Raw genomic sequence first — 24,920 nt, forward strand, 5'->3', positions numbered from 1 at the left:
TGATCGTCATCGGATCCGAGTGAAGTGGGGCACATGGTTTCGGAGCTGTTCGACGCGTCGGCGTGGAAGGAAGTCGAGGGGTTCGGGTTCACCGACATCACCTATCACCGGGCGGTGGACCAGGGGACGGTGCGGATCGCGTTCGACCGTCCGGAGGTGCGGAACGCGTTCCGCCCGCACACGGTGGACGAGTTGTACCGGGCTCTTGATCATGCGCGGATGTCGTCGGACGTGGGGTGTGTGCTGCTGACCGGGAACGGGCCGTCGCCCAAGGACGGCGGGTGGGCGTTCTGCTCGGGTGGTGACCAGCGGATCCGGGGCCGGGACGGATACCGGTACGCGGAGGGGGAGACGTCGGCGTCGATCGATCCGGCGCGGGCGGGGCGGCTGCACATTCTGGAGGTGCAGCGGCTGATCCGGTTCATGGGGAAGGTCGTGATCTGTGTGGTGCCGGGCTGGGCCGCGGGGGGCGGGCACAGTCTGCACGTGGTGGCGGACCTGACGCTGGCGAGCCGGGAGCATGCGCGGTTCAAGCAGACGGACGCGGATGTGGCGAGCTTCGACGGCGGGTACGGGTCGGCGTATCTGGCGCGGCAGGTGGGGCAGAAGTTCGCGCGGGAGATCTTCTTTCTGGGGGACACGTATTCGGCGGAGGACGCGCACCGGATGGGGATGGTGAACGCGGTCGTTCCGCATGCGGATCTGGAGCGGGTCGCGCTGGAGTGGGGCGCGAAGATCAACGGGAAGTCGCCGACGGCGCAGCGGATGCTGAAGTTCGCGTTCAACGCGGTGGACGACGGGATGGTCGGTCAGCAGGTGTTCGCGGGCGAGGCGACGCGGCTGGCGTATGGGACGGATGAGGCGGCCGAGGGGAGGGACGCGTTCCTGGAGAAGCGTGACCCTGATTGGTCGAGTTACCCGTGGTACTACTAATTGTTCTGTTCTGTGGACGGGTCGGGGCGTGGTCCGGATGATGGTCCGGGTGCCGTTCCGGCGCGTCGTCGTTCGACGGCAGGGGGTCGGCGGGTGCGGGTCTTCTCCATCCCGATGAGCACGCGGTTCCGCGGTGTCACGCGGCGTGAGGGTGTTCTGGTGCGGGGGCCGGCCGGGTGGGGGGAGTTCTCCCCCTTCGCGGAGTACGGCCCGGAGGAGGCGGCCCGCTGGCTGGCCGCGGCGCGGGAGGCGGCGTTCGTGGGATGGCCCGCGCCGGTGCGCGACCGGGTACCGGTGAACGTGACGGTTCCGGCGGTGGGTCCGGAGCGGGCGTTTGCGATGGTGCGGGCGTCGGGGTGCCGGACGGCGAAGGTGAAGGTCGCCGAGCGGGGGCAGGGCGACGCGGACGACATGGCGCGGGTCGAGGCGGTGCGTGACGCGCTGGGCCCGCAGGGCCGGGTCCGGGTGGATGTGAACGGCGGCTGGGACGTGGAGCACGCCGTGCGGATGGTGCGTGCGCTGGACCGGTTCGATCTGGAGTACGTGGAGCAGCCGTGCGGGTCGCTGGAGGAGCTGGCGGCGGTGCGGCTGCGGGTGGACGTTCCGGTGGCGGCGGACGAGTCGATTCGCCGGGCGGAGGATCCGCTGCGGGTGAAGGCGGCGGGCGCGGCCGACGTGGCGGTGCTGAAAGTGCAGCCGCTGGGTGGAGTGCGGGCGGCGTTGCGGGTGGCCGAGGCGACGGGGCTGCCGGTGGTGGTGTCGTCGGCGGTGGAGACGTCGGTGGGGTTGGCGGCGGGGGTGGCGCTGGCAGCGGCACTGCCGGAGCTGCCGTTCGCGTGCGGTCTGGGGACGTTGTCGTTGCTGACCGGTGATGTGGTGGACGATCCGCTGGTGCCGGTCGGCGGGGAGATCGCGGTGCGTCGTCCGGCGGTGGACGAGGTGGCGCTGGCGGCGGCGGAGGCCGGCGCCGAGGCGGCGGCGTCGTGGCGCGCGCGTCTGGCGGCGGCGGAGAAGGTGTTGGCGGCGGCCGGGGACGGCGCGTCGGGGTATCTGGGTTCGCTTCCCTCCGCGGGCGCCGCCGGGCGCACCGGGCGTGCGGGGGACGCGGCGGGTGAAGGGGTTGTGCGATGAATCCGGCCACCGCGCTGGCGACGGTGCTGGTCGATGAGCTGCTGCGGTGCGGGATGACCGACGCGGTGCTGGCGCCGGGGTCGCGGTCGGCGCCGCTGGCGTTGGCGTTGCATGCGGCCGAGGTCGAGGGCCGGGTCCGGTTGCATGTGCGGATCGATGAGCGGTCGGCGTCGTTCCTGGGGTTGGGGCTGGCGAAGCGGTCGGGTCGCCCGGTGGCGTTGGTGTGCACGTCGGGGACCGCGGCGGCGAACTTCCATCCGGCGGTGATCGAGGCGCACGAGTCGGGCGTGCCGCTGGTGGTGCTGACGGCGGATCGCCCGCCGGAGTTGCGTGACACGGGTGCGAACCAGACGATCGACCAGGTGAAGCTGTACGGGACGGCGGCGCGGTGGTCGACGGATGTGGGGGTTCCGGAGAACCGCCCGGGGATGGTGGCGTACTGGCGGTCGCTGGTGTCGCGGGCGTGGGGGCTGGCGCTGGCGCCGGTTCCGGGACCGGTGCATCTGAACGTGGCGTTCCGGGAGCCGTTGATCCCCGATGGGGACGAGTCGTGGTGTGAGCCGTTGGACGGTGACGCGTCCGGGGCGTGGACGAAGGTGCGGGCGGCGACACCGGGGTCGGTGCTGCACGTGCCGCCGACGCGGCGGGGTGTGCTGGTCGTCGGGGACGGCGCGACGAACGTGAAGCGGTATGTGGCGGCGGCGTCGATGGCGGGTTGGCCGGTGCTGTCGGAGCCGAACGGGAACGCCCGGTACGGGGATCACGCGCTGACGTCGCATCATTTTCTCCTGGGGGTGCCGGAGTTTGTGGAGCGGCACCGTCCGGAGGTGGTGGTGACGCTGGGCAAGCCGGGGTTGTCGCGTCCTCTGCTGGCGTTGCTGCGGCGGGCCGAGGAGCACATCGTGCTGTCGCCGGATCTGTCGCGGTGGCCGGACCCGGTGCGGTCGGCGACGCAGGTGGCGCAGGACGTGGAGATCCCGGTGGTGTCGGGGGACGACGCGTGGTTGAAGTCGTGGCGGACGGCGGACCAGGTGGCCGCGGGGGCGGTGGACCGGGTGCTGGACGAGGCGCCGGGGGTGACCGAGCCGCGGCTGGCGCGGGACCTGGCGGCGGGTCTGCCGGGCGGGTCGATGCTGTTCAGTGCGGCGTCGATGCCGATCCGGGATCTGGATCAGGTGATGCGGCCGCGGCGGGGGATCCGGATCGTGGCGAACCGCGGCGCGGCGGGGATCGACGGCCTGGTGTCGACGGCGGTGGGCGCGGCGCTGGCGCATTCGGGCCGCTCGTATGCGCTGCTGGGGGATCTGGCGTTCCTGCATGACCAGAACGGGCTGGTGCTGGGGCCTCGGGAGCGGCGTCCGGATCTGGCGATCGTCGTGGTGAACAACCGGGGCGGCGGGATCTTCTCGCTGTTGCCGCAGGCGGCGTTGCGGGATCCGTTCGAGCGGGTGTTCGGGACGCCGCAGGATGTGGACCTGGAGGGCCTGGTGCGGGCGCATGGTGTGCCGTACCGGCGGCTGGAGGCGGCGGCGGATCTGCCGAAGGCGATCGTGGGCGAGGGGCTGCGGGTGGTCGAGGCCCGCACGGACCGTGAGGCGAACGCCGTCCTGCACGGTGAGATGCGGGTGGCGGCGCACGCCGCCGTCCGCGACCTGCTCGCCTGACCCCCGCCCGCCTCTGCCAGCCCTCGTTCAGGCTGCCCTCGTCGCCTGCGCCTGGTTCGCCTGACCCCGGCTCGTCGGGCCCTTGCGCGCGGGGGGGTGTCGGGTGGGGTCAGTCGAGGAGGCGGGAGCGGAGGGCGCCGGTGTCCTCGGCGGTCCAGCCGTGTCCGTGGAGCCAGGCGGCGGTGCCGCCGAGGTCCTCGTCCACGTGGGCGAGGAACCGCTCCATGATCACCGCGTGGGGGTGGTGGCTGTCGGCGGGGCGTGAGTCGATGTCGGCGGCGTAGGTGGTGCTGGAGCGCAGGCGGGCGAGGATCGCGTCGATGCGTTCGCCGGTCTGGGCGTAGTCGGCGATGATCGCCTCGCGGGTGACGCCGGTGATCTCCAGGGCGAGGGCGCAGACGACGCCGGTGCGGTCCTTGCCGGCGGCGCAGTGCACCAGGGACGAGCCGTCGGTGCGGGCCATGACGCGCAGGGCCGCGATGATCGAGTCGGCGCGTTCGCTCAGGTAGCCGCGGTAGGCGATGACCGAGCGGCGTTCGTGTTCGGGGTCCTGGTCGCCGGTCTGCCACGGCAGGACCTTGTCCATGTCGACTGTGCCCGCGTCTGTGCCCGCGTCCCCGTCGCCGGTGGTGTCGCCGGGGCCGATGCGGCCGTTCTCGGTGAACAGGGACAGGTGGTGCAGGGTCACCGAGGGGACGCGGGTGAGCGGGCCGGGGCCCTCGAGCCGGACCTCGGCGTCGCTGCGCAGGTCGATGATGTTCTTCAGCTCGTAGTCGTCCACCAGGACGCGGATGTCGGTGACGGTGAGTTCCTGCAGGTTGTCGGCGCGCAGGACGCGTCCTCTGCGGGTGGCGCGCCCGTCCGTGGTGGGCAGGCCGCCCAGGTCCCGGGCGTTGACCGCCCCTTCCAGCCCGATCCACCGAGTGCGCTCGCTCATGACTTGTCACCCTATAGGGCGTTGTTGACGGCGTCTTGGGGTGGGGTTGGCACGAACGCGCGCCGGGGGCCCAGCACCACCCCGGTTCCGGGAGGCAACCCTCCTGACCGCGACGGCCGCGGCGGCCAGGGTGGAGACCACGGGGACGCAGGTCGGACCGCGGGGTCACAGGCCCCCACGGCATGAGACCCGCGGGGGATCACCGGGATGGCTCTTCAGGGGGGAGACCGCCCGGCCCGCGGATCCGTACCGTCCCCGGTAATGGATCTCCGTGGTGAGGAGTACGTCGTGACGATGACCGAACCGGCCCTGGGCGCGAGCCCCGAGGCCCTCGGCCCGCCCGCCCCCCAAGGGGACACCCGCGGCGCGGGCGGGGAGCCCGGCCCGGGACCGGCCGGCCACCCCGAACACGGCCGCCCCGAACACGGCAGGCGCGCCGGACGGGCCGGGCGGGTCGCCAGCGACTTCGGGCCGCTCGCACGACGCGTCCGCGAGGCGGGCCTGCTGGAACGCCGCCGCGGCTACTACACGCGGGCGGTGACGCTGAACCTCGCCGCGACCGCCGCCCTGTGGGCCGCGGTCGCCTGGTGGGGGACGTCCTGGTGGGCGCTGCTGCTCGCCGTCCCCCTCGCGCTGACCTCGACCCGCCGCGCGTTCCTCGGACACGACGCCGGGCACCGGCAGATCGCCGCCTCACCCCGCGCGAACCGGCTCCTCGGCCTGCTCCTGGGCAACCTCGGCCTGGGCCTCGGCTACGGCTGGTGGAACGACAAGCACAACCGGCACCACGCCAACCCCAACCACGTCGACAAGGACCCCGACGTCGGCGAGGGCGTCCTGGCGTGGACGCGGGAGCAGGCGGCGCGGCGCCGCGGCCCCGGCGCCTGGGTGATCGCGCACCAGGCATGGCTGTTCTTCCCGCTGCTGCTCCTGGAAGGCCTGAACCTGCAGGCCAACAGCGTCCTGTTCCTGCGGGGGAAGGCGCGCCGCGAGCAGCTGGTCGAGGGCGTCCTGCTCACCGCGCACCTGGCCGCCTACCTGGGGCTGGCGTTCACGCTGCTGTCGCCGGGGAAGGCGGTGCTGTTCCTGGCCGTCCACCAGGGCCTGTTCGGGCTGCACCTGGGATCGGCGTTCGCGCACAACCACAAGGGCATGGCGATGCCCGGCCCGGGCGACCGGTGGGACCACCTGCGGCGGCAGGTCCTCACCTCCCGCAACGTGCGCGGCGGGCCCGTCCCCGACTACCTGCTCGGCGGCCTCAACTACCAGATCGAGCACCACCTGTTCCCCAGCGTCGCCCGCCCGCACCTGCGGCGCCTGCAGCCGCTCGTCCGCGAGCACTGCGCCCGCGTCGGCCTGCCCTACACCGAGACCGGCGCGTACGCGTCCTACCGGGAGGCCCTGGCGCACATGAACGACGTCGGCGCGCCGCTGCGGTCCTGACCGCGCCCGTATCCTTGCGGGGACATGCCTGAAGGACACACCATCCACCGCCTCGCCGCCGAACACCAGCGCGTGTTCGGCGGCCGCGCCGTCACCGCCGCCAGCCCCCAGGGGCGGTTCGCCGACGGCGCCGGCCTCATCGACGGCCGCACCCTCGACACCGCCGACGCCCACGGCAAGCACCTGCTGCTGGGGTTCTCCGGCGACCTCACCGTCCACGTCCACCTCGGGATCTACGGCACGTTCACCTTCGGGGACGCGCCCGCGCCCGCCCCGTGGGGCGCTGTCCGGCTCCGCCTGACCGGCGGCGCCGGCTACGCCGACCTGCGCGGCCCGAACGCCTGCGAGATCCTCGAACCCGGCGCCGTCGACCGGCTCACCGCCCGCCTCGGCCCCGACCCGCTGCGCCCCGACGCCGACCCCGGCCGCGCCTGGCGCCGCGTCCACGCCAGCCGCGTCCCCATCGGGCAGCTGCTCATGGACCAGGCCGTCATCGCCGGACCGGGCAACATCTACCGCGCCGAGGTCCTGTTCCGGCAGGGCGTCCACCCGCGCCTGCCCGGCCGTGACCTGCCCCGCGCCTCCTGGGACGCGATCTGGGACGACCTGACCCACCTCATGGCCGACGGCGTCCGCGACGGGCGCATCGACACCGTCCGCCCCGAGCACACCCCCGAGGCCATGGGCCGCCCCCCGCGCGTCGACGACCACGGCGGCGAGGTCTATGTGTACCGGCGCGCGGGGCAGCCGTGCCTGCTGTGCGGGACCGAGGTCCGGACCGAGGTCATGGCGGGACGCAACGTGTTCTGGTGCGACACCTGCCAACCCCTCGGCGCCCCCCGCGCCTGACCATCCCCGTTCAACCCGCGGAGTGAACCGCCCCGGACCAGCCGTTCCCGGCCCGCCGGCACCCACCCCCCTCCGAGGAACCACCGGAGCCCACACCCCCCGGGAGCGGGGCCGGGTCGGGGACGTGAGGCTCGCCGAACCGGGCCAGCACGGCGTTGCAGCGACCGCCGGCGCGAACCCCCGCCAGCCCCCGCCAGCCCCAGCCCCAGCCCCGGCGTCGGCGTCGGCGTCGGCGAGGAGATCGGCGAGGCAGGAGCCGCCGTGAGGCGGCGCCGCGGTCAGCACCTGGAACGCCCGCCGCGCGGGCTGGCGCGGCGCTGCTGGTCGCGAGGAGCGGATCCCCCCGGCGAGCTCCACGGCGGCCTCCAACTCCGGCAGCTTCCTGGCGCAGGTCGAGACCTTCCCCGAGACAGAACCCGAGTGACCTGGGCCTCGCCAGGCGAGTCGAGTTGTGCGTCGAGGGACTGCCGGGCGGTCGAGGCACGGGCGTAGCCGAGACGGACGTGTCCGACCGGTTCGGCGCCGCCGCTCACCATCCATGGAACAACCCGGGGCGGTGCTCCACCTCACCTCCGCCGCTCGGGCGCTCCCCGGCTCCTCCCCGGAGCCACATTAATAAATGAACAGCCATTTATTAATGTGCTACAGTCGACCCCGAGAGGAGGAACCGATGCCACGACCACGTGCCACCAGTGACGCCGACATCCTTGCCGCCACTGGGCGCGCCATCGGCGCGCACGGTCCGGGCAGGCTCACCCTGGCGCATGTCGGCGCCGAGGCGGGGGTCTCGCCGGCGACCCTGTCGCAGCGTTTCGGGTCCAAGCGGGGCCTGCTGCTGGCGTTCGCCGCGGACGCCGCCGAGCACGCCACCGAGCCCTACCAGAATGCGCGGGCCGGGCACGAATCCCCCCTGGCGGCCCTGCACGCCGTCGCCGAGGAATTCGCCGGCCACATGTCCACCCCCGAGGAGATGGCCAACCACCTCGGCATGCTCCAACTCGACCTGTCCGATCCCGAGTTCCGCGTCCATGCCGCCGCGCACACCCGCGCGGTGGACGCCGCACTGCAAGAGCTGCTCACCGACGCCGTGAGCAAGGGCGAGCTCCCACCCGGCACCGACGTACCGCGCCTCGCCCGCGCCATCAAGATCACCACTGACGGCTCCCTGCTGCGGTGGGCCCTCACCGGCGACGGTGATCCCGCCGACCTGCTCCGCGCCGACCTTGACCACCTGATCGGGAGGACCTCATGACCTTCAGCGCCACCGTCTTCATCGGCACCAGCCTCGACGGCTACATCGCCCGCCCCGACGACGACATCGAATGGCTGAACTCGCGCGGCGAGAAGGCCGGCGACCTCGGCTTCGACCTGGGCTTCACCGAGTTCCTCGACTCGGTCGACGCCGTGATCATGGGCCGCAACACCTACGACAAGGTCGTCGGCTTCGGCGAAGAGAACTGGCACTACGACGGCCGCCACGTGGGCGTCCTGAGCACCACGCTGCCCGAAGACGCCGACCCGCGCATCACCGTCTACCGGGACATCGACAGCCTCCTCACCGACCTCGACCAGCGCGGAATCAAGCATGTCTATCCCGACGGCGGACGACTCATCCAGAGCTTCATCCGCGCCGGTCGCGTCGACGCGTTCATCATCAGCATCGCCCCGGTCCTGATCGGGGCCGGCCACCGGCTCTTCGGCGAGCTGACCAAGGACATTCCGCTCCGCCTGGACTCCACCGCCGACCTCGGCGGCTTCGCCCAGCTGCGCTACACACTGGAGAAGTAGGGGCCCACCCGGGCACCCCGGCGAAGCCGCGCGAGAACCGGCCGACGGACAGATCTCCGTCACTGCATCCCAGAGGCCGACCCGGCCGACGGCCGCCGGGGCCCGGGGAGCGAGGAACAGCGGCGGACAGCCCCAGACCGAGACGGGGCGGCCGCCGCCGCCCCGTCGTCGACGACGGTCCAACGCGCAGCGATCCTCGCCCCCGCCGACGCGGGGAATCCCATCCGCACCATCGCCGCCGGGGTGAAGGGCCGCGTCGGCGTCGTCCACAAGACCCGACGATGCCCCGCCAGGAACTCGCTGTCACGGTTTGAGAGCGACGCCTGCGAACGCATCAACAGGCCGCGGCAGACCGACCTGGGTCGGCTCCGGTCGCCAAAGCGGGGTGGAGACGATGCCCGGCTCGACCAGGGTCAGTCCCTCGAAGAACCGCGACAGGTACTCGGGGGTCCGCGCGTAGTACCGATGGGCCCCGGCCTGCACGTACAGCGTGATCGCCGCGGCGCGCGCGGTCTCGTCCGGCGCAGGCCCCGGTTGGCGGCCCAGGACGTCGGTGCCGTCGTTCAGGACCAGCCAGCTGCCCGGTGCGAGCGCGTCCACCAGCCCGGCGACGATCGTGGGCGGGTCATCCTGGTCGGCCACGTTGCCCATCACGCCCAGCAGCATGAGCGCGACCGGCCGGGACAGATCCAGATGCGCGCCCGCCTGCTCGAGCAGGCGCCGCGGGTCACGGACGTCGGCGTCGATGTAGGTCGTCGTGCCCTTGCCGGGGCCGCTGGTCAGCAGGGCGCGCGCGTGGACCAGGACGAGCGGATCGTTGTCGACGTACACCACCGTCGAGTCCGGGGCGTGCGCCTGAGCGATCTCATGGGTGTTGGGACTGGTCGGCAGACCCGTCCCGACATCCAGGAACTGCCGCACGCCGTGCTCCTCGGCCAGGAACCGCACGGCGCGGGCCAGGAACGCCCGGCTGTGCCGCGCGATGTCGGCGATCTCCGGGAACACCGCGCGGACCTGGTCCCCGACCTGCCGGTCGATCGGGTAGTTGTCCTTTCCGCCCAGCCAGTGGTTCCAGATCCGCGCCTGATGCGGCACATCGGTGTCGATCTCCTGCGATGCCATCCGCCGATCCTCCCGCGCGGCTCCCTCCGATAGCCAGCGGCAAGGGTGAGCCGGTCCACGTTGAGGTGCCCTTGCCAAAGAACCGACGTCACGAGCCCGCGTTCGCCAGGCCGCGCTGACCAGGGTTTCGTCAGTTTCATCACGACCCCACGTGTGCGTGCGTGCACGGGTTGTGCTCGCGGAACGCCGAACCGCGGCCGTCTCGAGGAGTCGAGTCGGCCGCCGTGCTGGGTTGCGGGGGAGAAGGGCGGGCTGGCGGCGAGGCGGTTCAGGTGCTGGGGCGGGTCATGGGGGCCTTTGGTGGTTGGGGTGCACTGGCCAGCGGTGACCTTCGCCTATTCGCCGGTGGCGAAGGCGATGATGTCGGGCAGGGCCGGTTGGTAGCCGTCGGAGGTGTCGACGGTCAGGGTCGGCACGTCCATCGTGATCGGGCTGAAGGAAACGATGGGGCTGGCGCCCGCGGCGATGGCGTTCAGGAGTCCGGCGTCACCGTGGGCGGCTCGGTGTGCGTCGGTGGCGGCGCGTTCGGAGACCCGGGCGTGGGCGGTGCCTGCGGGGAGTTCGCAGCGGATGATGCGGATGTCGGCGGTCCCGGTGAGGCCTTCGAGGATGGGCCGCCACAGGCGGTCTTGGAAGGCGGCCTCGGCGACCGTGGTGCTTCCTGCCTTCAGCAGCGTGGTGAGCACGTCGGTGAAGGCTGCGAGCGCGGTCAGGTTGAGTGGGTCCTCGCCGCCGGGCCTGTATCCGGGTGTTGCGATGACCAGGCCCTGCTTGATCTCGTCGCGGACGATCAGCGGGCAGCCGATCTGTGCGGCGATCTTGCGGGCCAGGGTCGTCTTGCCGCTGCCAGGAGGGCCGCTGACCACGATGAGGGTGGGTGAGGGGCTCAGGGGCATAGTGCAGTGTGGCATTTCAGGCATGGTCGGGCCGGTGTGCTGGTGGGGGTGTCGGGCCGGTTCTGGTCCCCGGACTCCGCGCGAAGCGGGTTGGCGGGGTCGGTGAGGTGTTTGAGCAGCAGGTTGCGGCGGCGGGCAGGTCGCGCGGGTGGATGGTCATGGCGCCTCGGTGCGGACGACCTGGTCGGCGTAGGCGATGCTGAGCGCGGGCACCTCCAAGGCGACACGTATGACGACCATCCGCAGCCACCGGGTGGGGAACTCGGCGGCGGGGTTCGCGGCGTGGTACTCGGCGTCGCTGCGGTACACGACCACGGCCGGGTCCGGGACGTCCATCAGCTTCCCCGCGATGCCGCCGACAAACGCGCCGGCCCGGACTTCACCCGGTTCTGGCACGTGTGGCGTTCCGACGACCAGCACCTCATCCTGGAATGGGAAGGGGGAGTCACCCACCGGACGGTTGTGGACCGGCTCCTGGACCCCGAAGGCGGGCTTGCGATCAACGCACCAGCTCGCCCGTGCCGCTGCGAGGTCCCCAAGCTGCTGGTGAGGGCGGGCGCAGGCACACTTGTCCGCGACGACACCTGCTTCGCCGTGCACGTCTCGGCACCCGGCGTGCGGCGGCTGTCCCTGCGGCGCCTCCTGCCCGGGGAAGAGTGAACTGCGGGAACGCGACCGGTTGCGCCGAAGGAGCGGTGCATCGGTTGAGGGCCGACTGGCGGCGCGGCACGTCAGCCGCGTTGGATCGCTTTGAGGTCCGGCAAGGTCAGTTCCTGGGTGCGGTTGGAGTGCGGGCTTGAGACCCAGGCCAGCAGGTTCGGGTCGACGTCGGGGTTGTAGGGCTGGCGAGCGATGGCGGTGTCACGACCGTTGGAGGCGACGACCTGGTGGAGGTACTCGGCGAAGTAGCCGGGCCCTCCGCCGCGCCGCCCGACGTCGTAGCCCTGAGAGTTGGACATCGGGAGCAAAGCCAGGTCGCCGGTGCTGGTGCGGGCCCAGAACAGGCCGCTGTCTCGGTCGATGACCACCGCGGACAGAACGTCGTCAGGGCGCAGGTCCAGGGGCGCGTAGGTGAAGTAGGTCCACTGGTCGATCTGCCCGCCGACGGTCCGGTAGTGCTCGCCGACGACGGGCAAGCCGAACAGCGGGTCGGTCCAGGTCCGGCGACAGGTGCAGCCCGACCCCATCAACGCCGACGGGCTGTCGGGGTCCTCATCCACGCACGGCTGAAACAGCGAGGGCATCTTCTGGGGGTGCACCAGCGTGGTGTGCAGCGTGTCAGGCTCGCACCGCTGGAGCCTGTTCATCCACTCTCGGGAGTACATCGACGGCCGCTCGATGGAGATCGTGGCGTTCCATGCGGCCCCTGCGGCACCGTTCTGTGGCTCGGCGTACAGGACGAAGTGGAAGTAGCCCTTGGTGGGGTCGGTCAGGTTCAGGTCAGCGGCTGTGAAAGGCATCAACGTTCCTCTCGGTGGGCTCGGTCGCGGGTGCGTTCACGCGACCTTCCAGGGACGGTCCTGAGTTCCCGGGCTTGTTGGGGGTGTCTTTCGTTCGCGCTGGTCGCGCACCCTGTGGCGGTGTTGGCTCCGGTGGCGTGGTGTGTTCGTGGATCCAGGCGGCGAAGTGTTCAGGCCAGATGAGGGCGATGCCGTGGTCGCGGCAGGCGCGAACGAGGGCGGTGTCGGTGGGCTGGTGTTCGCAGACGACGGCCGGAAGGACGCGGCGTTGTTGGCCGGCCTCGATCCGGGAGTCCCGCGCCAAGCGTGCGGCGTGTCCCTGAGCCCACCTGCGACTGCGCGGTTGAGCCGTATTCATCGCCTCCCCGTGCCGATGATGACACGCGACCCCGACATTCCGGCCCGCTCCAGTCAGGACGCGAGTGCTCAAGACGAAGCGCCGACGGCAGGCTTCTGCGGTGGTGAGGTCCCCGATCGCCGTGGGCGGAACAGGGAGTGCATCTCCAAGCGCGCGAACGCCGGTCTGACCCGCAAGGTGAGGCCGAAGCCAGCTACGGCGAGACCGGCGCCCAAGGCTGGTCGTCCAGGGTGGTGAGGGTCCGAGGTGGGCGGTGCCGGCGGACGGCGATCGGGGTGACCGGGGCGAGGGTGTCCAGCACCGTCCAGGTGGTCAACCGGTCGATCCCGCCGACGCTCCTCATGCCGCCGAGGACGGCCGCCAGGTGAGGTGTGGAGCGCGCAGCGGCCGTGCCGAGGATGTCACAGGGACCCCAGCCCGTCGCGACGGCCGTCACGCCCGGTCGTTGCGCGAGTTCGGCTCCGACATCCTCGGCGGCCGTGGTAGGGGAGACCGCGAAACCAAGGGCTTGTGGCAGCCCGGCCCCGGCCGGGTGGACGACGGCCGCGATGCGGACAACACCGGCCTCCAGCAACCCCCGTACCCGGGCCCGGGTCGCCGCCTGCGACAGGCCGACGCCCTGGCTCAGCGTCGAGAACGACGCCCGCGGGTCGTCCTGGAGGAGGACCAGCAGCTGCCAGTCGACCGCGTCGAGACTGCTTGCCGCCGGTCCTGGGGAGGGAGGGGGTGCGGGTTCGGCGGCGTCGGTGATGACGTTCACCGCGCGGAACACCTTGAGCCGGTGGACGGCGCGGTGGCGGCGGAGCTGGTCCACCTCGGCCGCAAGGTCGGCGTCGTCGCGGGCGCGGATCCGCACGACAAGGTCGTGGTTCGCGCCGGTGGTGCGTTGGCAGCCGCTCGTCGACCGGTGTGCGATGAGCGTCTTGGCCGCTTCTGCGGGATCAGCGTGGGCGGTCACCAGCAGCTGCGCCTGGACCGCCTGGCCGAACAGGGCGGGATGTGCAGACGCGACGACCGTGGCGGCGCCCTGGTCGAGGAGCATGTGGAGGCGGGTTCGGGTGCTGGTGCGAGACAGCCTGGTCTGATCGGTCAGGGCCTGGTAGGTGACACGTCCGTCCTGCTGCAGGGCGGACAGGATCATCCGGTCGAACCCGTCCAGGTCGCGCACGTCACCTCACAAGAAGCCGAGCAGTCCCCGTCAACGGCCACGGCCGTTCACACCGCTCACGACTCGAAAGCTCCTGACCACCATAAGACGATCGACCGGATCCGCCACGCGAAACACCGCAACCCTCCCAGAACACCCACATCCCCTCGGCAGCGCTTGAACCGGAGACCACCAGCCCGGCCCCGCAGATACCCGTCAAAGACGCCACCGGTGAACGCGCAGGATGAGTGGACTCGGTAGCCAACTCCTCATCTGCCTGGCGGAGGGGTCGCCTGGCGGCGAGCATGGACCGATGGACGACGTCACGGTCAAGCTCATCGCTCCCGGCCACGTCCCCGACGAGGTGGGCGGCAGCTACAGCGACGCGTGCCAGGCGCTGGAACTGGAGCAGTCCACCTCGGGATGGGTGCTCTACCTGCTGGATGTGATGCACACGCGCGGCACGTGCATCAGCACCCACACCGCTCCCGTGGCCGAGGCCCTGGACTCCCGAGGAACGGAGAGAACGAACGGCGAGCTGGTGTGCGCCCTGGCCACGGTCGCGCGGGAGGTTCGGAGCGGGCACGTGGTCGAGGTCCGGCCGGGCTGGCCGGAGGAGTTCGGCGGCGGCCCGCGGTGCCAGTTCTGCCTGGATCCGGCACCGTCCTGGGTGTATGAGGCCGCTGATGTCGAGGTGCTGCTCGGCGACCCGGCCGGCGACATCACCATGGCGCCGGTGCTCGGCGCCGAGATCACCGGGTGCGTCGACTGGCCCGCCTGTCAGGGCTGCCGCGAGCTGATCGACGCCCGGACCGGCGATGCCTGGCACCGGCTGCTGCGCCGCTACGGCGGGCGGGACGGGGTTCCGATGCCGGTCCAGGCGGCCTGGCGGGAGTTCTGGGGCAACCACCGCGGCGCCCGCCCCCTGCCGCCGCCCGCCTGGACCCCCGCCCGGAGGCGGCTCGAGGCCCACCGGGTCCGACTCGGCTGGGACGCGGTCACCGATGCCTTCCGGCGGGAGGAGGTGGAGTACACCAGCGAGCCCGGCGTCCCCGCCCTGGCGGGCCTGGACGCCGCGTTCGAGGCGGCCCGCGCCTACCTGCTCGACCCACCGCCCGCGGGCAGGGTCCGCCGCTACCGGGCCGAGGGCACGGTGGGCTGGATCGTGCGCGCTGACGGCGACGGCTGGTCTCTGGTCGGCCACACCGGCGACGTCGCGTTCGTGGTGCGCGACGACACCCCCGACGTGCTCATCCCGGTGAGAGGACCTGAGACCAGCGCCCTGCTGGACGGACTCGCCCACCTGGCCGATCCACACAGTGCTGATTGACACCAACGATCTCAAGGACGGCGCGGGCGGAGGCGCGCGAGCCCGTGACCGTGGCGGTGGGCACCCAAGGGCCCCGGCGAAGCTCACGGCCGACAATCGGCAGGTAGGACAAGGCAGGGGGGATGTCATGACCGGTGCATGGGAGCTGGTGCAGCACCGGACCGGGGCCGACGGTGCGGTGTGGCGGTCAGCCGACGGAAGCCGCTTCAAGCGGACCGGACCAGACGTCCTGGGCGAAGCGGCGTTCCTGCGCCGCGTGCGGGCGTTGGGCTACCCGGTGCCGCGGGTGCTGGAAGAGGGCCTTGACGCCACCGGGTCGGGCTTTCTCGTCGAGGAGGCGTTGCCCGGCTTGTCGTTGCACCAGATGGCCGACCGCCTGGCGGGCGGCGCCTCCACCGGCGCATCGGGTGGTGTGCTCGCCGACGAGGTCGTCGCGGCGGCGGTGAAGGTGTCGGCCGAGTTGCTGCGGGCCCAAGCCGCCCACCCGGTCGCCACCTCCGCCGACCTGCTGGCCGAGTTCGCGGAGAAGGGCGGATACGTGGCCAACGTGTGGGCGGAGAACCCCGACCTGGACACCCCGCACCGCCGAGAGGTGATCGCGACCGCGTTGCGGCGGCTGGAAGACCTGCCGCTGTGCGCGTCCAGCCTGGACTACGGCCTGCCGAACACCTTCCCCACCGGTGTCATCGACTGGCAGCACCACGGCCTGGCCCCCGTCGGCTACGACGTCGCCCCAGCCCTGGAGATCATCGCGTTCCACGGCGGCACAGGCCGCTACTCACCCACGCCTGCGCAACGCGCCACCTACCTGACGGCCGTCGACAACGCGACCGTCCCGTTCCTCGACCAGGCGCCCAGCGCGTTCCTCGGGGAGTTCCTGGTCATCAAGAGCGCGTTCTTCCTCGCGCTCACCCGCCCCGCCAGCGCTTCACCCGACTGCGCATCCGACGTCGCGGGCGACGGCAAGGCAGGCAAATGGCTGTACCGCCGGCACCTGTTCACCAACTGCCTGGAACAGTACGAGCACGCGGGAACGGTCGACACCGCCGCCTTCCCCACCTTCGCCGACTTCCGCCGACGCTTCGATTCAGGGACCGGCGTGGAGGCGTAGCCGCCGGCAGGACGGGACGGCCAGCGGGGCGAGCGCGGCCAGGGCCATTCCGGCGCTGCACGCCGCGAGTGTCCCGCGGGTCCCGAAGGCTGCGAGCAGGGCGGGGACGAGCGGGTAGCCGAGCGGTGCGATGACCAGCTCGCCCGTCCATGCCACGGCCGATACGCGGCCCTGGAGCGCGTCGGGGAATTCCTGCTGGAGGATGGCGCGCCAGGCGACGGCCGCGATGGACATCCCGGCCGCGGCGACAGCCACTCCGGCGCCGACCGTCCACAGATGGGCTTGCAGGGCCATGAACGTGCCAGGGAGCAGCATCGGGACGGTTGCGCCAGCCCGCCCGCACCGGCGGCCAGACCAGGCTGATCACCGCGCCCGCGACCATCCCGCCACCGAGGCAGCTGGCGATGACGCCCCAGGCGGCCGGGCCGCCGAGGTGCGCGCGGACGTAGGTGATGCCGACGATGCCGTAGCCGATGTGCCAGCACGCGACACCGAACGCCCCGGCCAGAACGTTCACCCACAGCCACTGCGTCGAGGTGGCGATCGTCCACATCCCGGCGACGTCGGTTCGGAACCGGGTGGGGGATCGTTTCAGGGCAGGGACCGGCACCCGGGCCATGAGGGCGGCCGCAGTGAAGTAGGACATCGCGTCGATGCCGAGGGTGACCGGCGTGCCGAACGCGGCGACCAGCACACCGCCAACGGACGGGCCGACAATGGTGGCGCTGTATCGGGTGAGCTTGGCCAACGCGTTCGCTTCCCGCAGATGCTCCAGGCTCACCAGTGAGCGGACGATGCCTTCTTGGGCGGGGATGATGAACGAGGACACCGCGAAGGTGACCGCCCCGAGGCCGCCAGGGCGGCGACCGTCGCCGTCCTGGTCGCGGCCAGCGCGGTCTGGGCTGCGCCGATAGCCCCGAACGCCACCAACGATCCGACCAGCAGGATCCGGCGGGGGATCCGGTCGGCGGCCACCCCGGACACCGGCATCAGCAGCACCTGCGTCCCGATCTGCGCCAGCAGCAGCATCGCGATCCCGGTCGCGCCGCCACCGGTGTTCAGGGATCGTCATCGAGACCGCGCCGGTCGCGATCCCCGACCCGAGGGCGTTGGCGACCGTGGAGGCGTAGTACCGCCGGTACCCGGGCGAGGTGCGCAGCGGCGCGGTGATCCGGGCGGACTCGGCACGCGCCCGGCCCGCGACTCGGTGCGCGATCCGGCTCCCGCGAGGCTCGGCGCTGCCCAGGGGGTGGCGGGCGCCGTGCGGTGCGGTGTGGATGTCGGTGGAGAGCACGGCGTCGGCCTCGTCGCCCTGCACGGGTCACCTCCTGCTGTTCGGCTACCGGCGGTAGGGCCGGAGCGGGGCGTGCCTCGCTCCAGGGGTCGGGCTTGGCCGGCTAGGGGTTGCCGCTTTCAGGTACGGCCGGGTTGAGGGGTTGGGTTTGGGCCGGATCGGGCGTCGTGTCAGTCGCGGATGCTGATCTGGAGTTCAGTGAGGAGCGCGTCGGTCAGCTGGGTGACTTGGCCGTGGTCGAGGACGGCTCCGGCGAGCTGGGTCGCGCCGGCGAGGGTGCTGATCTGGCTGCCGCGTAGGTCTGCGCCGCGCAGTTGGGTGCGTGCCAGGGTGGCGCTGGGCATGGGGCAGTCGGCGAAGACGACGCTTTCCAGCTTGGACTCGGCGATCGTGGCCTCGCGGAGCATGCAGTCGACGAACGCGACTGACCCGGTCGCGGTGAGGCCGGTGAGGGTCGCGTAGTCGAACCGGCACCGTTCGAAGATCACATCGGTGAGGGTGAGCTGGCGTGCGTTGACTCCCAGGAGGCGGCAGCCGGTGAAGACGCAGCGGTCGATCTTGGTGTCGGTGAGGCGGGCGGAGGCGAAGTTGCAGTCGTTGAAGGTCGTGTTGCTGAGCCGGGCCTGTTCGAGGGCGGCTTCGCCGAGGGAGACCCTGGTGAGGCGGCAGCCGCTGAGGGCACGGCCGTTGAGCTGGAGGCGGGACCAGTCGGCGCCGGTGACGGCGAGGCCGGTGATGTCGCCGCGGGCAGGCGGGGTGTCGGCGGGGAAGAGCTCGTCGTCGGAGGGCAGCAGGACCTTGATGTCGCGGATCTGCCGGACGTCCATCGAGATGCCTCCGAGGTCGTGGGGCGCGCCCCGGTCCGAGGAAGGGCCGGGGCGCGCCGTCGTGGTGGTGCTGGCGGGGCTACTTCTTGTTGTTCCAGTTGTCCCAGGTCGGCCGGTTGTCGTGGGCCTCGGGCGCGAGGTCCGGGGTCGCGGCGGTGATTTCGGCGAGGAAGTCCTCCACCGTAGCGGCGGTGGTGGTCTCGAGCAGTTCGAGGACGGGCATGTTCACTTCTCCTTCGGGTTGATCGCGGCCGGGCTGATGGTGGTGGCCGCGAAGGCGGTGACGAGGGCTTGCCTTGTGTTGCGGCAGTGGGCGGTCTCGGTCGCGGTGAAGCTGCCGTGCTCGAAGTACCGGTTGCCGGCGTGTGCGCCGCGGCAGAAGTCCCAGAACGTGCAGGTCTGTTCGCAGCCGTCCAGGCCGTCGAGCAGTTCGGCGATGTAGGAGACGTGGTGGGCGCGGCGCAGGATCTGGGGCAGAGACTCGGTCAGCACGTTCCCGGCGACGAAGCCGTGGTGCTCGGGGGCGTCGATGCCCAGCAGTTCCGGAGACATCAAGGCGAGGTCTCCGTTCCAGGCGATCGTGGGGATCGGGTCGTGTTTGGCCTTGCTCCATTCCTCCTTCCGCCCGGTCCGGGCCTTGTTCAGGTAGCTGGCGAGCTGGTCGATCTCCCGGACCCGCAGGTCCGGGAAGCGGTGGTGGGCGGCGATCACCCCGGCCCAGAACGTCTCGGCGAGGCCGGTGTCGACCAGGGCGCGGGAGTCGTTGACTCCTTCGAGTTCCTCGATGTTGAACCCGACCTGCGTGCAGCCGAGGCCGGCGAAGAACTCCATGAGCCCGGCCGGGTCGCCGATCGTCTCGGGGGAGACGACGCAGATGACGCTGAAGGGGATCTCGTGGTCGCGCAGCACCCCGATGCCGCGCATGATCTTCGTGAACGCGGGCCGCCCCGCCCGGTCGACCCGGTTCACGTTCGCGCTCTCGGGCCCGTCGATGCTGACCCCGACCTGGAACCGGTAGGTCCGGAACAACTCGCACCACTGCTCGTTGATCAGGGTCGCGTTCGTCTGGATCGAGTGCTCAACGCGCCCGCCGATCCGCAGGTCCTCGAACGCCAGCAGCCGCTGCTTGAAGGTCGCGATGGGCAGGGCGGTGGGTTCGCCGCCGTGCCAGACGACTCCGACGGGCTCCGGGGCGTTCTGCTCGGCGATCGAGGCCGCCGCCGCCTTCACCACGGTCGGGAGGATCTCGTAGCGCTTCTTGCGTCCGGGCAGGTAGCAGTAGCCGCAATCGAGGTTGCAAAGGCTGGTGGGCTGCAGGATCACGGTCCGGAAACTCCGGCCGATCCGCTCGTCGAACCTCGTCCGGCGGGTGGGGGCGCTGGTGTCCATGCCTTGAGGTTGCGGCCGTCGATGACGGTTTCCCGGTGACAGTGCGATGTCATGACCGGTGACCTGTCCCCGGCGGCGCGATGACCTGTCATCGGGGCGGGGGTGTCATGTCATCGAGTGCCGCGATCACCGTGGTTGAGCATGGCTGGTGGGTTAGGTTGCTGGGCATGGTGCAGCGCACGATCCTCATAGACGATGACGGCGTGACCAGAGCGTCGGGGCTCGTCTATATCTGCTCGGGCTATCTCGTCGAGGGCGGCCGGGTCCTGCTGGTGCATCACAACGGGTTCAACAAGTGGGTGCCGCCCGGCGGCCATATCGAGCCCGGCGAGAGCTTCGCCGAGACCGCCGTCCGCGAGGTCAAGGAGGAGACCGGCCTGCTGGTCGAGGCCATCTCCTTCCAGCCCGAGATCATCCATCCCGCGGATGGGAACGCCACTCCCGAGCCGGTGCCGTTCCATGTCGATATCGAGCGGGAAGGGTTCCGGGTCCCCGCGCTCGTCCAGTTCTACTTCGTCCGCCGCCTGCCCGGCCAGGACGAAGCGCAGCTGCAGGCCGACCTCGCAGAGGTGTATGACGTCCGCTGGTTCGGCCTCGACGAGCTCGACGATCTGCCGACCTTCGAACAGGTTCGCTCGCTGGCCCGGTGGGCGATCCGCAACTACCCGATCGCGTCCGAACGCGGCTGAACACCGCGCCGGTGTGCCCGGGGGCGGTAGGTCAGCGGGCGGTCTCGGCGGCGGTCTGCTCGGCGCGGAGGAGGTCCAGGATGCGGTCGATGCCCGCGATCTCGCCGTGCCACTGCTCGCGCTTGACGCGCTCGCGCTGCCAGAGGAGCCGTTCCTCGGCCTGGGTCAGGCGCGCGAGCACGCCGGGGTCGAGGTGTTCCTGGCAGCCGGAGCAGCAGGTGCCTGGGCTGTCGGTGGGGATGATCGTGCAGTAGCCCAGCGGGATCGGCGGGTTCACGGGGAAAGCGTAGGCGCCCGGGTGCTCGGCGTGCTCTACCCCCGCCGATGTGGGTCTGGGCCCGGCCCGTGGTCGAGATGGCGGTGCGGGGGAGGCTACTGGCCGGTGCGGGGTGGGGCGGGCTGGGTGCTCCGGCCGTGGGCGCAGGCGGCGAGGGCGTAGCCGCTGCCATGGGTGGTCTGGCAGGCGGTGATGAGCCGGATAGGAGCGCCGCCGAGCCCGTCGGTGATCGCGGCGTTGAGGCGCTGCACGTACTTCGGGATCGAGGACGGCGCGACTCCCAGCGCTCGCCCGATCGCTTGGGTGGTCAGGCCGTGCGGGGCGCGGTGCAGCAGGACGGCCAGGTCGAAGAGCCGGCCGGAGACGGTGCAGGCCACCGACTCCTCCGTCGTGCTGACCAGGATCTGGCAGCCGTCGGCGATGAGGGAGACCTCGCGGAACTCGGCGTGGCCGGTAGTGAGCGGCCCGGCCGCCGCGGCGGCGTCGTGGCCGGCCATCGTCAGCTGCGCGACCCGGATCCGCGCGGCCTCATAGGCGCAGACGGTGTAGTAGGCGGCGCGGATCGTCGGCCGCCGGCCCGAGGCGCCCGGCTCCATCCAGAGCCCGCCCTCGGCATCCCAGAGGCCGTCCATCAGCTTCCAGGCGCGGGCCAGGCGCTGGTCGTAGGGGCTGCCTCCGGCCAGCAGGACGCCCCGAACGCCGAGGGCGTAGGCCATGTGCTCCCAGGCGGTGCCCTGAACGTCCTTGTCGTCCTCGACGAACGTCTCCCAGCGCGGGTGGTGGCGCAGCAGCCACTGCCCGGCTTCGCCGATGATCTGCGACGGGCGTTTCAGCTCGATGCCGTCGGATGCGCCGCCGACCTCCAGCGGGCTGTCGTCGGCCGGTGTCCTGCCGATGGTGTGGCCGGTCGCGGCGGCGACCGCCATCGCGCAGAGCGCGGTCTTGCTCGGGCTCGGCGCGGTGTCGACGTAGGTCCGCCACCCCCAGGCCCCGGAGGTCCGCCGATGGTAGAGGAGCCCGGCCAGGCCGTGGCCGATGAGCGGGGCGATCCGGGAGGTGAGCCGTGTGGTGTCGATGCCGCCGGGGAGTTCCAGGCCGGGGCCGAGTACGGCCGCCGCGTCGCGGAGCCGGGCCAGCGCCAGGACCGCCAGAGCGGTCTGGTGGAGGGACACGTCGTCGATCCCGGCGACTTCCGGCCAGCCCTGTTCGATCTGGTGGGTGCTCAGCCAGTCGACGCACCAGGCCGCGGTCTGCGCGACCTCCGGCTGGGTGACGAACTCCGGGTAGTGCAGCAGGCCGGTCAGGCCGAAACAGACAAAGCGGGTGTTCTCGCCGCGGCCGCCCTTCTGCCGCGGCCGGCAGTGCTCCTCGATCGCGCCGGCCAGGTAGCGCAGCGCGTCTCGGACCGGCTGCCCGCCGATCCCCGCTGCCCGCAGGATCGCCAGCACCTCACTGGTGTTGACGATCGAGGAGACCGACGAGAGCGTCAGGCCCCAGCCGCCGTCGAAGCCCTGGCTGTCCAGCAGGGTGCGGGCGGCGCGGGAGACACGCCGGTCGTAGGAGGCGAGCCCGAGCTGCTTCATCAGCGACCACCCGTCAGCGTCCGGCGTCCCGTCGTGACCATAACCAGGGCGTCCCCGCCCCGGCATCACCACGAACCCGCCCCGTGCGATCAGGCCGCAGGTGGCCGCAAGGTCGTCCAAGGTGAGGTGGGTGCAGCCGGAGAACACCACGTTCGCCTCCTGCCGGGCGGGGTCGCTCGGCAGGAGGCCGCCAGGTCGAACACGATGTTGCGGGCGTGCCGGATCTCCGGGCGGCGGCGGGCCTGCTCCTGCCAGGGCAGCGGCGGGTCGAACAGCTCACCGGCCCGCGGGCAGGCCAGCCAGCGCAGCATGCCCGGGACCGTGACCTGTCGCGGCATCATCGCCGTGTCCAAGGCGGCCGTCGCTCTCCCAGGCCACGCTGGTGAGCAGCCCGCCAGCAGTGAGAGGAAGAGGTGGCCCCGTGACGGAACGGCACGACAACAACGGCAACAGCAGCGGCGACGGCGGCGACGCCGCAGGAGCCGCCCGGGTAGCCGGGGAGGTCATCGTGCGGCGCAGCGCCCGCGGACTGCTGCTTCACAAGGGTGAGCTGGTGCTGATCAGACGGACCAGACCGGAGCGGCCCCCGTACTTCGTCACCCCCGGCGGGAAAGTCGAGGGCACCGACTCCAGTGTGGAGGCGGCGTTGCGCCGCGAGGTGCGGGAGGAGATCGGCGGCACGATCGGCGACCCGGTCCAGGTGCTGTTGCTTACCGACCAGATCGGCATCAGCGACGACGGTGTCCGCCTGGTCGGCGTGCAGCACTTCCTTGTCGCGCAGCTCCTGGAATGCGACTGGTCGGCGCGGTCGGGCCCGGAGTTCACCGGCCTGCCCCGCGACCGTGCCGCCCGCGGCGCCTACGACCTGGCGTTCGCGCCTCTGCAATCTGGGTGGTTCGCGGCCAACGACCTCAAACCGCCGGAGCTGGCCGCCTACCTGACGGCCAACCTGTCCGCCGTGATCGCTGAAACCGGCCCGCACCACGCCAGCACCTCACCGGCGCCGCATGGCGTCGGTCATAGCGGCCCGCGGCCCGTAGTGTGAGGGGCGTGCTGGTGGTTCCGAACCCGCTCCTGCGGGCGTCGTTCATAGCGGCGATGCGGGAGTGGGAGCAGGCGTCCGGGACCGCGGACGCCGACGGGCTGTCGGTGGCCGACCTGTCGGTCCCCGGCCGCTTCGAGGAGTACGCCCAGCAGATGCGTGACGGGCGTCTCCCCTGGCAGCGGACGTACGCCGGCTCCTGGGTGCGATGCTTCTGGTGGCTGGACGATGCGGGGGAGTTCATCGGGCGGATCTCGATCCGCCCCGACCTGACCCCCGGTGTCCGGGACGCCAACCACATCGGGTACGCGGTCCGCCCCGGTCGGCGCTGCGAGGGGCACGCCACCGCGATGCTGGCCGCGGCGCTGCCGATCGCCTGGAATCTGGGGATCGACCCCGTCGTGCTGGTCTGCGCCGAAACGAACGCGGGATCCCGCACGGTGATCGAACGCAACGGCGGAGTCCTCACGGAGGTCGGCCGAGGCCGCTGCCGGTACCTGGCCCCTCGCCCGGACTCCTTCGTCCCTCACCCGAACTCGGAGTCTGATCTCACCCCTCACCGATTCCGGCCTGGCCTATGTGCAGGCCATCCAGCGGTCCAACGCCGGTGGCCGCAGCGTCCCCTATACGCCCCGTAGCCCCGAGGAGATCGCCCGCACCTTCGAGGGCCTGGACGTACTCGAGCCCGGCGTGGTTTGGTGTCGAGGTGGCGGCCCGACCCCACTCTCTGGGGCCGGGACCCCGACGTCTCCTGTGTGGGGGCGGTCGCGCGCAAACCGTGACCAAGTCGCAGACCCCGAACTGCGCCTCATGAGGCGCCGCCCGGCGGGCGCGGGCGACGGGCCCGCGTCCCGCTCTGGCGGTACTGGACGCCGCGTTCCGCCAGTGGGCCAGACCTCGAACGTTCACCCGGGGCGAACGTGCCGCTCCTGAAGGAGCGGCCCACTGGGGGGCGTCACCACCCTGTGGTGGCAGAGAGCCCAGGACGCGACCTGAAGCTCCCCGAGCTGCGTGGCGCGCAAGAATCAGAGCTGAGCTTGGGATATTGGCCTGACAAGGTAGGGAGCGGCATGGTTCACGAGCGAGGTGAGCAGCGCGTTGTGGTCGCTGAGATCAACATCGACGTCCCCGGACGTTACGAGATCATCGTGCGGAATTTCAGTGGCTTCGAGGTCCGCCGAGTCGGCGATGTCGACCCCACGGCGGGACCTGTTCGGGCCGACGCCACTGGCGCGTTCCACGAGTGCATCGTGTGCGAGTGCTGCGGCGTGTGCGCCTGCGACTACCGTGTGCCGACGGGACACTGCCGCGGGTGCCATGAGTACCAGTCCTGGGCAGCAGGTGCGGAACAGGGACTGGAGACCTTCGAAGCAGCGCTTGCCAGTCCCGACGGCTGGTTCGTCCAGACCGGGCACGGGGTGATCCATGAGCCGTCCTGTTCGGTGCTCAAGCGAATCCTGCGCGAGGCCGAGCAGTGGCTCGACGCTGGGTGTCAGCATCACCCATACTGCGCCGCCCCCACCATTCACCTACCGGTACGCGCCGAGCAGCTGGCACGAGGCAAGCGCTGTCGCCTGTGTGCTCCCGACGTCGCGGTGAAGACCGGGCCCGGCCCGCAGAAGGGCCCCGACGGCAGGTTCCAACCAGCAG

General features: G+C 71.6%; 28 protein-coding genes and 1 pseudogene. 14 read left to right on the forward strand and 15 right to left on the reverse strand.

Going from position 1 to position 24,920, the window contains the following annotated elements:
- Window positions 1-33 precede the first annotated feature (33 nt).
- The 3 genes from EBO15_RS28055 (at window position 34) to menD (ending at window position 3,728) form a co-directional block, all read left to right on the forward strand.
- The gene (locus EBO15_RS28055; RefSeq protein ID WP_122197482.1) at window positions 34-933 is read left to right on the forward strand and encodes a 1,4-dihydroxy-2-naphthoyl-CoA synthase; all 900 of its coding nucleotides are present in this window, start codon (window positions 34-36) and stop codon (window positions 931-933) included.
- Window positions 934-1,026: 93 nt separating this feature from the next.
- Window positions 1,027-2,064 (forward strand): o-succinylbenzoate synthase, encoded by a 1,038-nt coding sequence (locus EBO15_RS28060; RefSeq protein WP_122197455.1) that lies wholly within the window; start codon window positions 1,027-1,029, stop codon window positions 2,062-2,064.
- Entirely contained in the window at window positions 2,061-3,728 is a 1,668-nt protein-coding gene (gene menD, locus EBO15_RS28065) for a 2-succinyl-5-enolpyruvyl-6-hydroxy-3-cyclohexene-1-carboxylic-acid synthase (protein ID WP_122197456.1), read from the forward strand. The genes EBO15_RS28060 and menD overlap by 4 nt, the downstream gene beginning before the upstream one ends.
- A 109-nt stretch (window positions 3,729-3,837) precedes the next feature.
- Here the strand turns inward: menD and EBO15_RS28070 are convergent, their stop codons facing one another.
- The gene (locus EBO15_RS28070) at window positions 3,838-4,665 is read right to left on the reverse strand and encodes a tyrosine-protein phosphatase (RefSeq protein WP_122197457.1); all 828 of its coding nucleotides are present in this window, start codon (window positions 4,663-4,665) and stop codon (window positions 3,838-3,840) included.
- 261 nt (window positions 4,666-4,926) lie between these two features.
- On the opposite strand from EBO15_RS28070, the gene EBO15_RS28075 reads away from it, so the two are divergent.
- From EBO15_RS28075 to EBO15_RS28095, 4 genes are all read left to right on the forward strand, one after another.
- A complete protein-coding gene (locus EBO15_RS28075) occupies window positions 4,927-6,108 on the forward strand; it encodes an acyl-CoA desaturase (RefSeq protein WP_233616476.1) in 1,182 nt (393 codons plus the stop codon).
- A gap of 24 nt (window positions 6,109-6,132) precedes the next feature.
- The gene (locus tag EBO15_RS28080; protein WP_122197458.1) at window positions 6,133-6,957 is read left to right on the forward strand and encodes an Fpg/Nei family DNA glycosylase; all 825 of its coding nucleotides are present in this window, start codon (window positions 6,133-6,135) and stop codon (window positions 6,955-6,957) included.
- A 670-nt stretch (window positions 6,958-7,627) separates the two neighbouring features.
- Window positions 7,628-8,209: a TetR/AcrR family transcriptional regulator gene (locus tag EBO15_RS28090; RefSeq protein WP_122197459.1), complete on the forward strand. Its 582-nt coding sequence runs from the start codon at window positions 7,628-7,630 to the stop codon at window positions 8,207-8,209.
- On the forward strand, window positions 8,206-8,745 hold the full coding sequence (locus EBO15_RS28095; protein WP_122197460.1) for a dihydrofolate reductase family protein: 540 nt from the start codon (window positions 8,206-8,208) through the stop codon (window positions 8,743-8,745). The genes EBO15_RS28090 and EBO15_RS28095 overlap by 4 nt, the downstream gene beginning before the upstream one ends.
- 303 nt (window positions 8,746-9,048) lie before the next feature.
- On the opposite strand, the gene EBO15_RS28100 is transcribed toward EBO15_RS28095, so the two are convergent.
- From EBO15_RS28100 to EBO15_RS28110, 3 genes are all read right to left on the reverse strand, one after another.
- On the reverse strand, window positions 9,049-9,867 hold the full coding sequence (locus tag EBO15_RS28100) for an SAM-dependent methyltransferase (RefSeq protein ID WP_122197461.1): 819 nt from the start codon (window positions 9,865-9,867) through the stop codon (window positions 9,049-9,051).
- Between the two features lie 335 nt (window positions 9,868-10,202).
- Window positions 10,203-10,778: an AAA family ATPase gene (locus EBO15_RS28105; protein WP_199744856.1), complete on the reverse strand. Its 576-nt coding sequence runs from the start codon at window positions 10,776-10,778 to the stop codon at window positions 10,203-10,205.
- 141 nt (window positions 10,779-10,919) lie between these two features.
- Complete coding sequence (locus tag EBO15_RS28110; protein WP_122197463.1) at window positions 10,920-11,159, reverse strand: hypothetical protein; 240 nt, start codon at window positions 11,157-11,159, stop codon at window positions 10,920-10,922.
- Between EBO15_RS28110 and EBO15_RS28115 the strand changes: the two genes are divergently transcribed.
- Complete coding sequence (locus EBO15_RS28115) at window positions 11,160-11,423, forward strand: hypothetical protein (protein WP_122197464.1); 264 nt, start codon at window positions 11,160-11,162, stop codon at window positions 11,421-11,423.
- A 71-nt stretch (window positions 11,424-11,494) separates the two neighbouring features.
- On the opposite strand, the gene EBO15_RS28120 is transcribed toward EBO15_RS28115, so the two are convergent.
- On the reverse strand, window positions 11,495-12,223 hold the full coding sequence (locus tag EBO15_RS28120; RefSeq protein ID WP_122197465.1) for a hypothetical protein: 729 nt from the start codon (window positions 12,221-12,223) through the stop codon (window positions 11,495-11,497).
- A 551-nt stretch (window positions 12,224-12,774) separates the two neighbouring features.
- A complete protein-coding gene (locus EBO15_RS28125; RefSeq protein WP_122197466.1) occupies window positions 12,775-13,749 on the reverse strand; it encodes an Lrp/AsnC family transcriptional regulator in 975 nt (324 codons plus the stop codon).
- A gap of 292 nt (window positions 13,750-14,041) precedes the next feature.
- Here EBO15_RS28125 and EBO15_RS28130 point away from each other — a divergent pair, with 292 nt between their 5' ends.
- Together EBO15_RS28130 and EBO15_RS28135 are read left to right on the forward strand one after the other, a co-directional pair.
- Window positions 14,042-15,058 (forward strand): hypothetical protein, encoded by a 1,017-nt coding sequence (locus tag EBO15_RS28130; RefSeq protein ID WP_122197467.1) that lies wholly within the window; start codon window positions 14,042-14,044, stop codon window positions 15,056-15,058.
- Between the two features lie 127 nt (window positions 15,059-15,185).
- Complete coding sequence (locus EBO15_RS28135) at window positions 15,186-16,169, forward strand: phosphotransferase (RefSeq protein ID WP_122197468.1); 984 nt, start codon at window positions 15,186-15,188, stop codon at window positions 16,167-16,169.
- Here the strand turns inward: EBO15_RS28135 and EBO15_RS46270 are convergent.
- The 6 genes and pseudogenes from EBO15_RS46270 to amcB form a co-directional block, all read right to left on the reverse strand.
- Complete coding sequence (locus EBO15_RS46270; RefSeq protein ID WP_233616477.1) at window positions 16,146-16,484, reverse strand: MFS transporter; 339 nt, start codon at window positions 16,482-16,484, stop codon at window positions 16,146-16,148. The genes EBO15_RS28135 and EBO15_RS46270 overlap by 24 nt on opposite strands.
- Window positions 16,485-16,590: 106 nt before the next feature.
- A pseudogene (locus EBO15_RS47355) lies at window positions 16,591-16,998 on the reverse strand (MFS transporter); the annotation flags it as partial.
- Window positions 16,947-17,198 (reverse strand): hypothetical protein, encoded by a 252-nt coding sequence (locus tag EBO15_RS46275; RefSeq protein ID WP_233616478.1) that lies wholly within the window; start codon window positions 17,196-17,198, stop codon window positions 16,947-16,949. The gene EBO15_RS46275 and the pseudogene EBO15_RS47355, both read right to left, overlap by 52 nt.
- A gap of 435 nt (window positions 17,199-17,633) precedes the next feature.
- A complete protein-coding gene (locus EBO15_RS28145; protein WP_122197470.1) occupies window positions 17,634-18,290 on the reverse strand; it encodes a pentapeptide repeat-containing protein in 657 nt (218 codons plus the stop codon).
- A gap of 79 nt (window positions 18,291-18,369) precedes the next feature.
- Window positions 18,370-18,513, reverse strand: a complete 144-nt coding sequence (locus EBO15_RS44485; protein ID WP_158628368.1) for a hypothetical protein — start codon at window positions 18,511-18,513, stop codon at window positions 18,370-18,372.
- Between the two features lie 2 nt (window positions 18,514-18,515).
- Entirely contained in the window at window positions 18,516-19,679 is a 1,164-nt protein-coding gene (amcB, locus tag EBO15_RS28150; RefSeq protein WP_122197471.1) for a cyclophane-forming radical SAM peptide maturase AmcB, read from the reverse strand.
- A gap of 167 nt (window positions 19,680-19,846) precedes the next feature.
- On the opposite strand from amcB, the gene EBO15_RS28155 reads away from it, so the two are divergent.
- A complete protein-coding gene (locus tag EBO15_RS28155; protein WP_158628369.1) occupies window positions 19,847-20,368 on the forward strand; it encodes an NUDIX hydrolase in 522 nt (173 codons plus the stop codon).
- Between the two features lie 31 nt (window positions 20,369-20,399).
- Here the strand turns inward: EBO15_RS28155 and EBO15_RS28160 are convergent, their stop codons facing one another.
- The 3 genes from EBO15_RS28160 to EBO15_RS43745 form a co-directional block, all read right to left on the reverse strand.
- Entirely contained in the window at window positions 20,400-20,645 is a 246-nt protein-coding gene (locus EBO15_RS28160; RefSeq protein WP_122197473.1) for a hypothetical protein, read from the reverse strand.
- A gap of 95 nt (window positions 20,646-20,740) precedes the next feature.
- A complete protein-coding gene (locus EBO15_RS28165; protein ID WP_122197474.1) occupies window positions 20,741-22,378 on the reverse strand; it encodes a hypothetical protein in 1,638 nt (545 codons plus the stop codon).
- Window positions 22,318-22,569: a hypothetical protein gene (locus EBO15_RS43745; RefSeq protein ID WP_147481682.1), complete on the reverse strand. Its 252-nt coding sequence runs from the start codon at window positions 22,567-22,569 to the stop codon at window positions 22,318-22,320. Before EBO15_RS43745 ends, EBO15_RS28165 begins: the two co-directional genes overlap by 61 nt.
- 80 nt (window positions 22,570-22,649) lie before the next feature.
- Between EBO15_RS43745 and EBO15_RS28170 the strand changes: the two genes are divergently transcribed.
- From EBO15_RS28170 to EBO15_RS43750, 3 genes are all read left to right on the forward strand, one after another.
- Window positions 22,650-23,273 (forward strand): NUDIX domain-containing protein, encoded by a 624-nt coding sequence (locus EBO15_RS28170; RefSeq protein WP_122197475.1) that lies wholly within the window; start codon window positions 22,650-22,652, stop codon window positions 23,271-23,273.
- A gap of 5 nt (window positions 23,274-23,278) precedes the next feature.
- On the forward strand, window positions 23,279-23,908 hold the full coding sequence (locus tag EBO15_RS28175) for a GNAT family N-acetyltransferase (protein ID WP_199744857.1): 630 nt from the start codon (window positions 23,279-23,281) through the stop codon (window positions 23,906-23,908).
- A gap of 432 nt (window positions 23,909-24,340) precedes the next feature.
- Window positions 24,341-24,920: hypothetical protein (locus EBO15_RS43750; protein ID WP_147481683.1), on the forward strand; the 580-nt coding region annotated here is incomplete at its 3' end.

The sequence above is a fragment of the Actinomadura harenae genome, assembly GCF_003696215.1.
GTDB lineage: Bacteria > Actinomycetota > Actinomycetes > Streptosporangiales > Streptosporangiaceae > Spirillospora > Spirillospora harenae.

Bases quoted from the DNA above. Each gene is read 5' to 3' on its own strand.
- EBO15_RS28055 (WP_122197482.1), top strand. From the start codon at position 34: ATGGTTTCGGAGCTGTTCGACGCGTCGGCGTGGAAGGAAGTCGAGGGG.
- menD (WP_122197456.1), top strand. From the start codon at position 2,061: ATGAATCCGGCCACCGCGCTGGCGACGGTGCTGGTCGATGAGCTGCTG.
- EBO15_RS28070 (WP_122197457.1), bottom strand. From the start codon at position 4,665: ATGAGCGAGCGCACTCGGTGGATCGGGCTGGAAGGGGCGGTCAACGCC.
- EBO15_RS28075 (WP_233616476.1), top strand. From the start codon at position 4,927: ATGGATCTCCGTGGTGAGGAGTACGTCGTGACGATGACCGAACCGGCC.
- EBO15_RS28080 (WP_122197458.1), top strand. From the start codon at position 6,133: ATGCCTGAAGGACACACCATCCACCGCCTCGCCGCCGAACACCAGCGC.
- EBO15_RS28090 (WP_122197459.1), top strand. From the start codon at position 7,628: ATGCCACGACCACGTGCCACCAGTGACGCCGACATCCTTGCCGCCACT.
- EBO15_RS28095 (WP_122197460.1), top strand. From the start codon at position 8,206: ATGACCTTCAGCGCCACCGTCTTCATCGGCACCAGCCTCGACGGCTAC.
- EBO15_RS28100 (WP_122197461.1), bottom strand. From the start codon at position 9,867: ATGGCATCGCAGGAGATCGACACCGATGTGCCGCATCAGGCGCGGATC.
- EBO15_RS28105 (WP_199744856.1), bottom strand. From the start codon at position 10,778: ATGCCACACTGCACTATGCCCCTGAGCCCCTCACCCACCCTCATCGTG.
- EBO15_RS28120 (WP_122197465.1), bottom strand. From the start codon at position 12,223: ATGCCTTTCACAGCCGCTGACCTGAACCTGACCGACCCCACCAAGGGC.
- EBO15_RS28130 (WP_122197467.1), top strand. From the start codon at position 14,042: ATGGACGACGTCACGGTCAAGCTCATCGCTCCCGGCCACGTCCCCGAC.
- EBO15_RS28135 (WP_122197468.1), top strand. From the start codon at position 15,186: ATGACCGGTGCATGGGAGCTGGTGCAGCACCGGACCGGGGCCGACGGT.
- EBO15_RS46270 (WP_233616477.1), bottom strand. From the start codon at position 16,484: ATGCTGCTCCCTGGCACGTTCATGGCCCTGCAAGCCCATCTGTGGACG.
- EBO15_RS46275 (WP_233616478.1), bottom strand. From the start codon at position 17,198: ATGCTGCTGCTGGCGCAGATCGGGACGCAGGTGCTGCTGATGCCGGTG.
- EBO15_RS28145 (WP_122197470.1), bottom strand. From the start codon at position 18,290: ATGGACGTCCGGCAGATCCGCGACATCAAGGTCCTGCTGCCCTCCGAC.
- EBO15_RS44485 (WP_158628368.1), bottom strand. From the start codon at position 18,513: ATGCCCGTCCTCGAACTGCTCGAGACCACCACCGCCGCTACGGTGGAG.
- amcB (WP_122197471.1), bottom strand. From the start codon at position 19,679: ATGGACACCAGCGCCCCCACCCGCCGGACGAGGTTCGACGAGCGGATC.
- EBO15_RS28155 (WP_158628369.1), top strand. From the start codon at position 19,847: ATGGTGCAGCGCACGATCCTCATAGACGATGACGGCGTGACCAGAGCG.
- EBO15_RS43745 (WP_147481682.1), bottom strand. From the start codon at position 22,569: ATGATGCCGCGACAGGTCACGGTCCCGGGCATGCTGCGCTGGCTGGCC.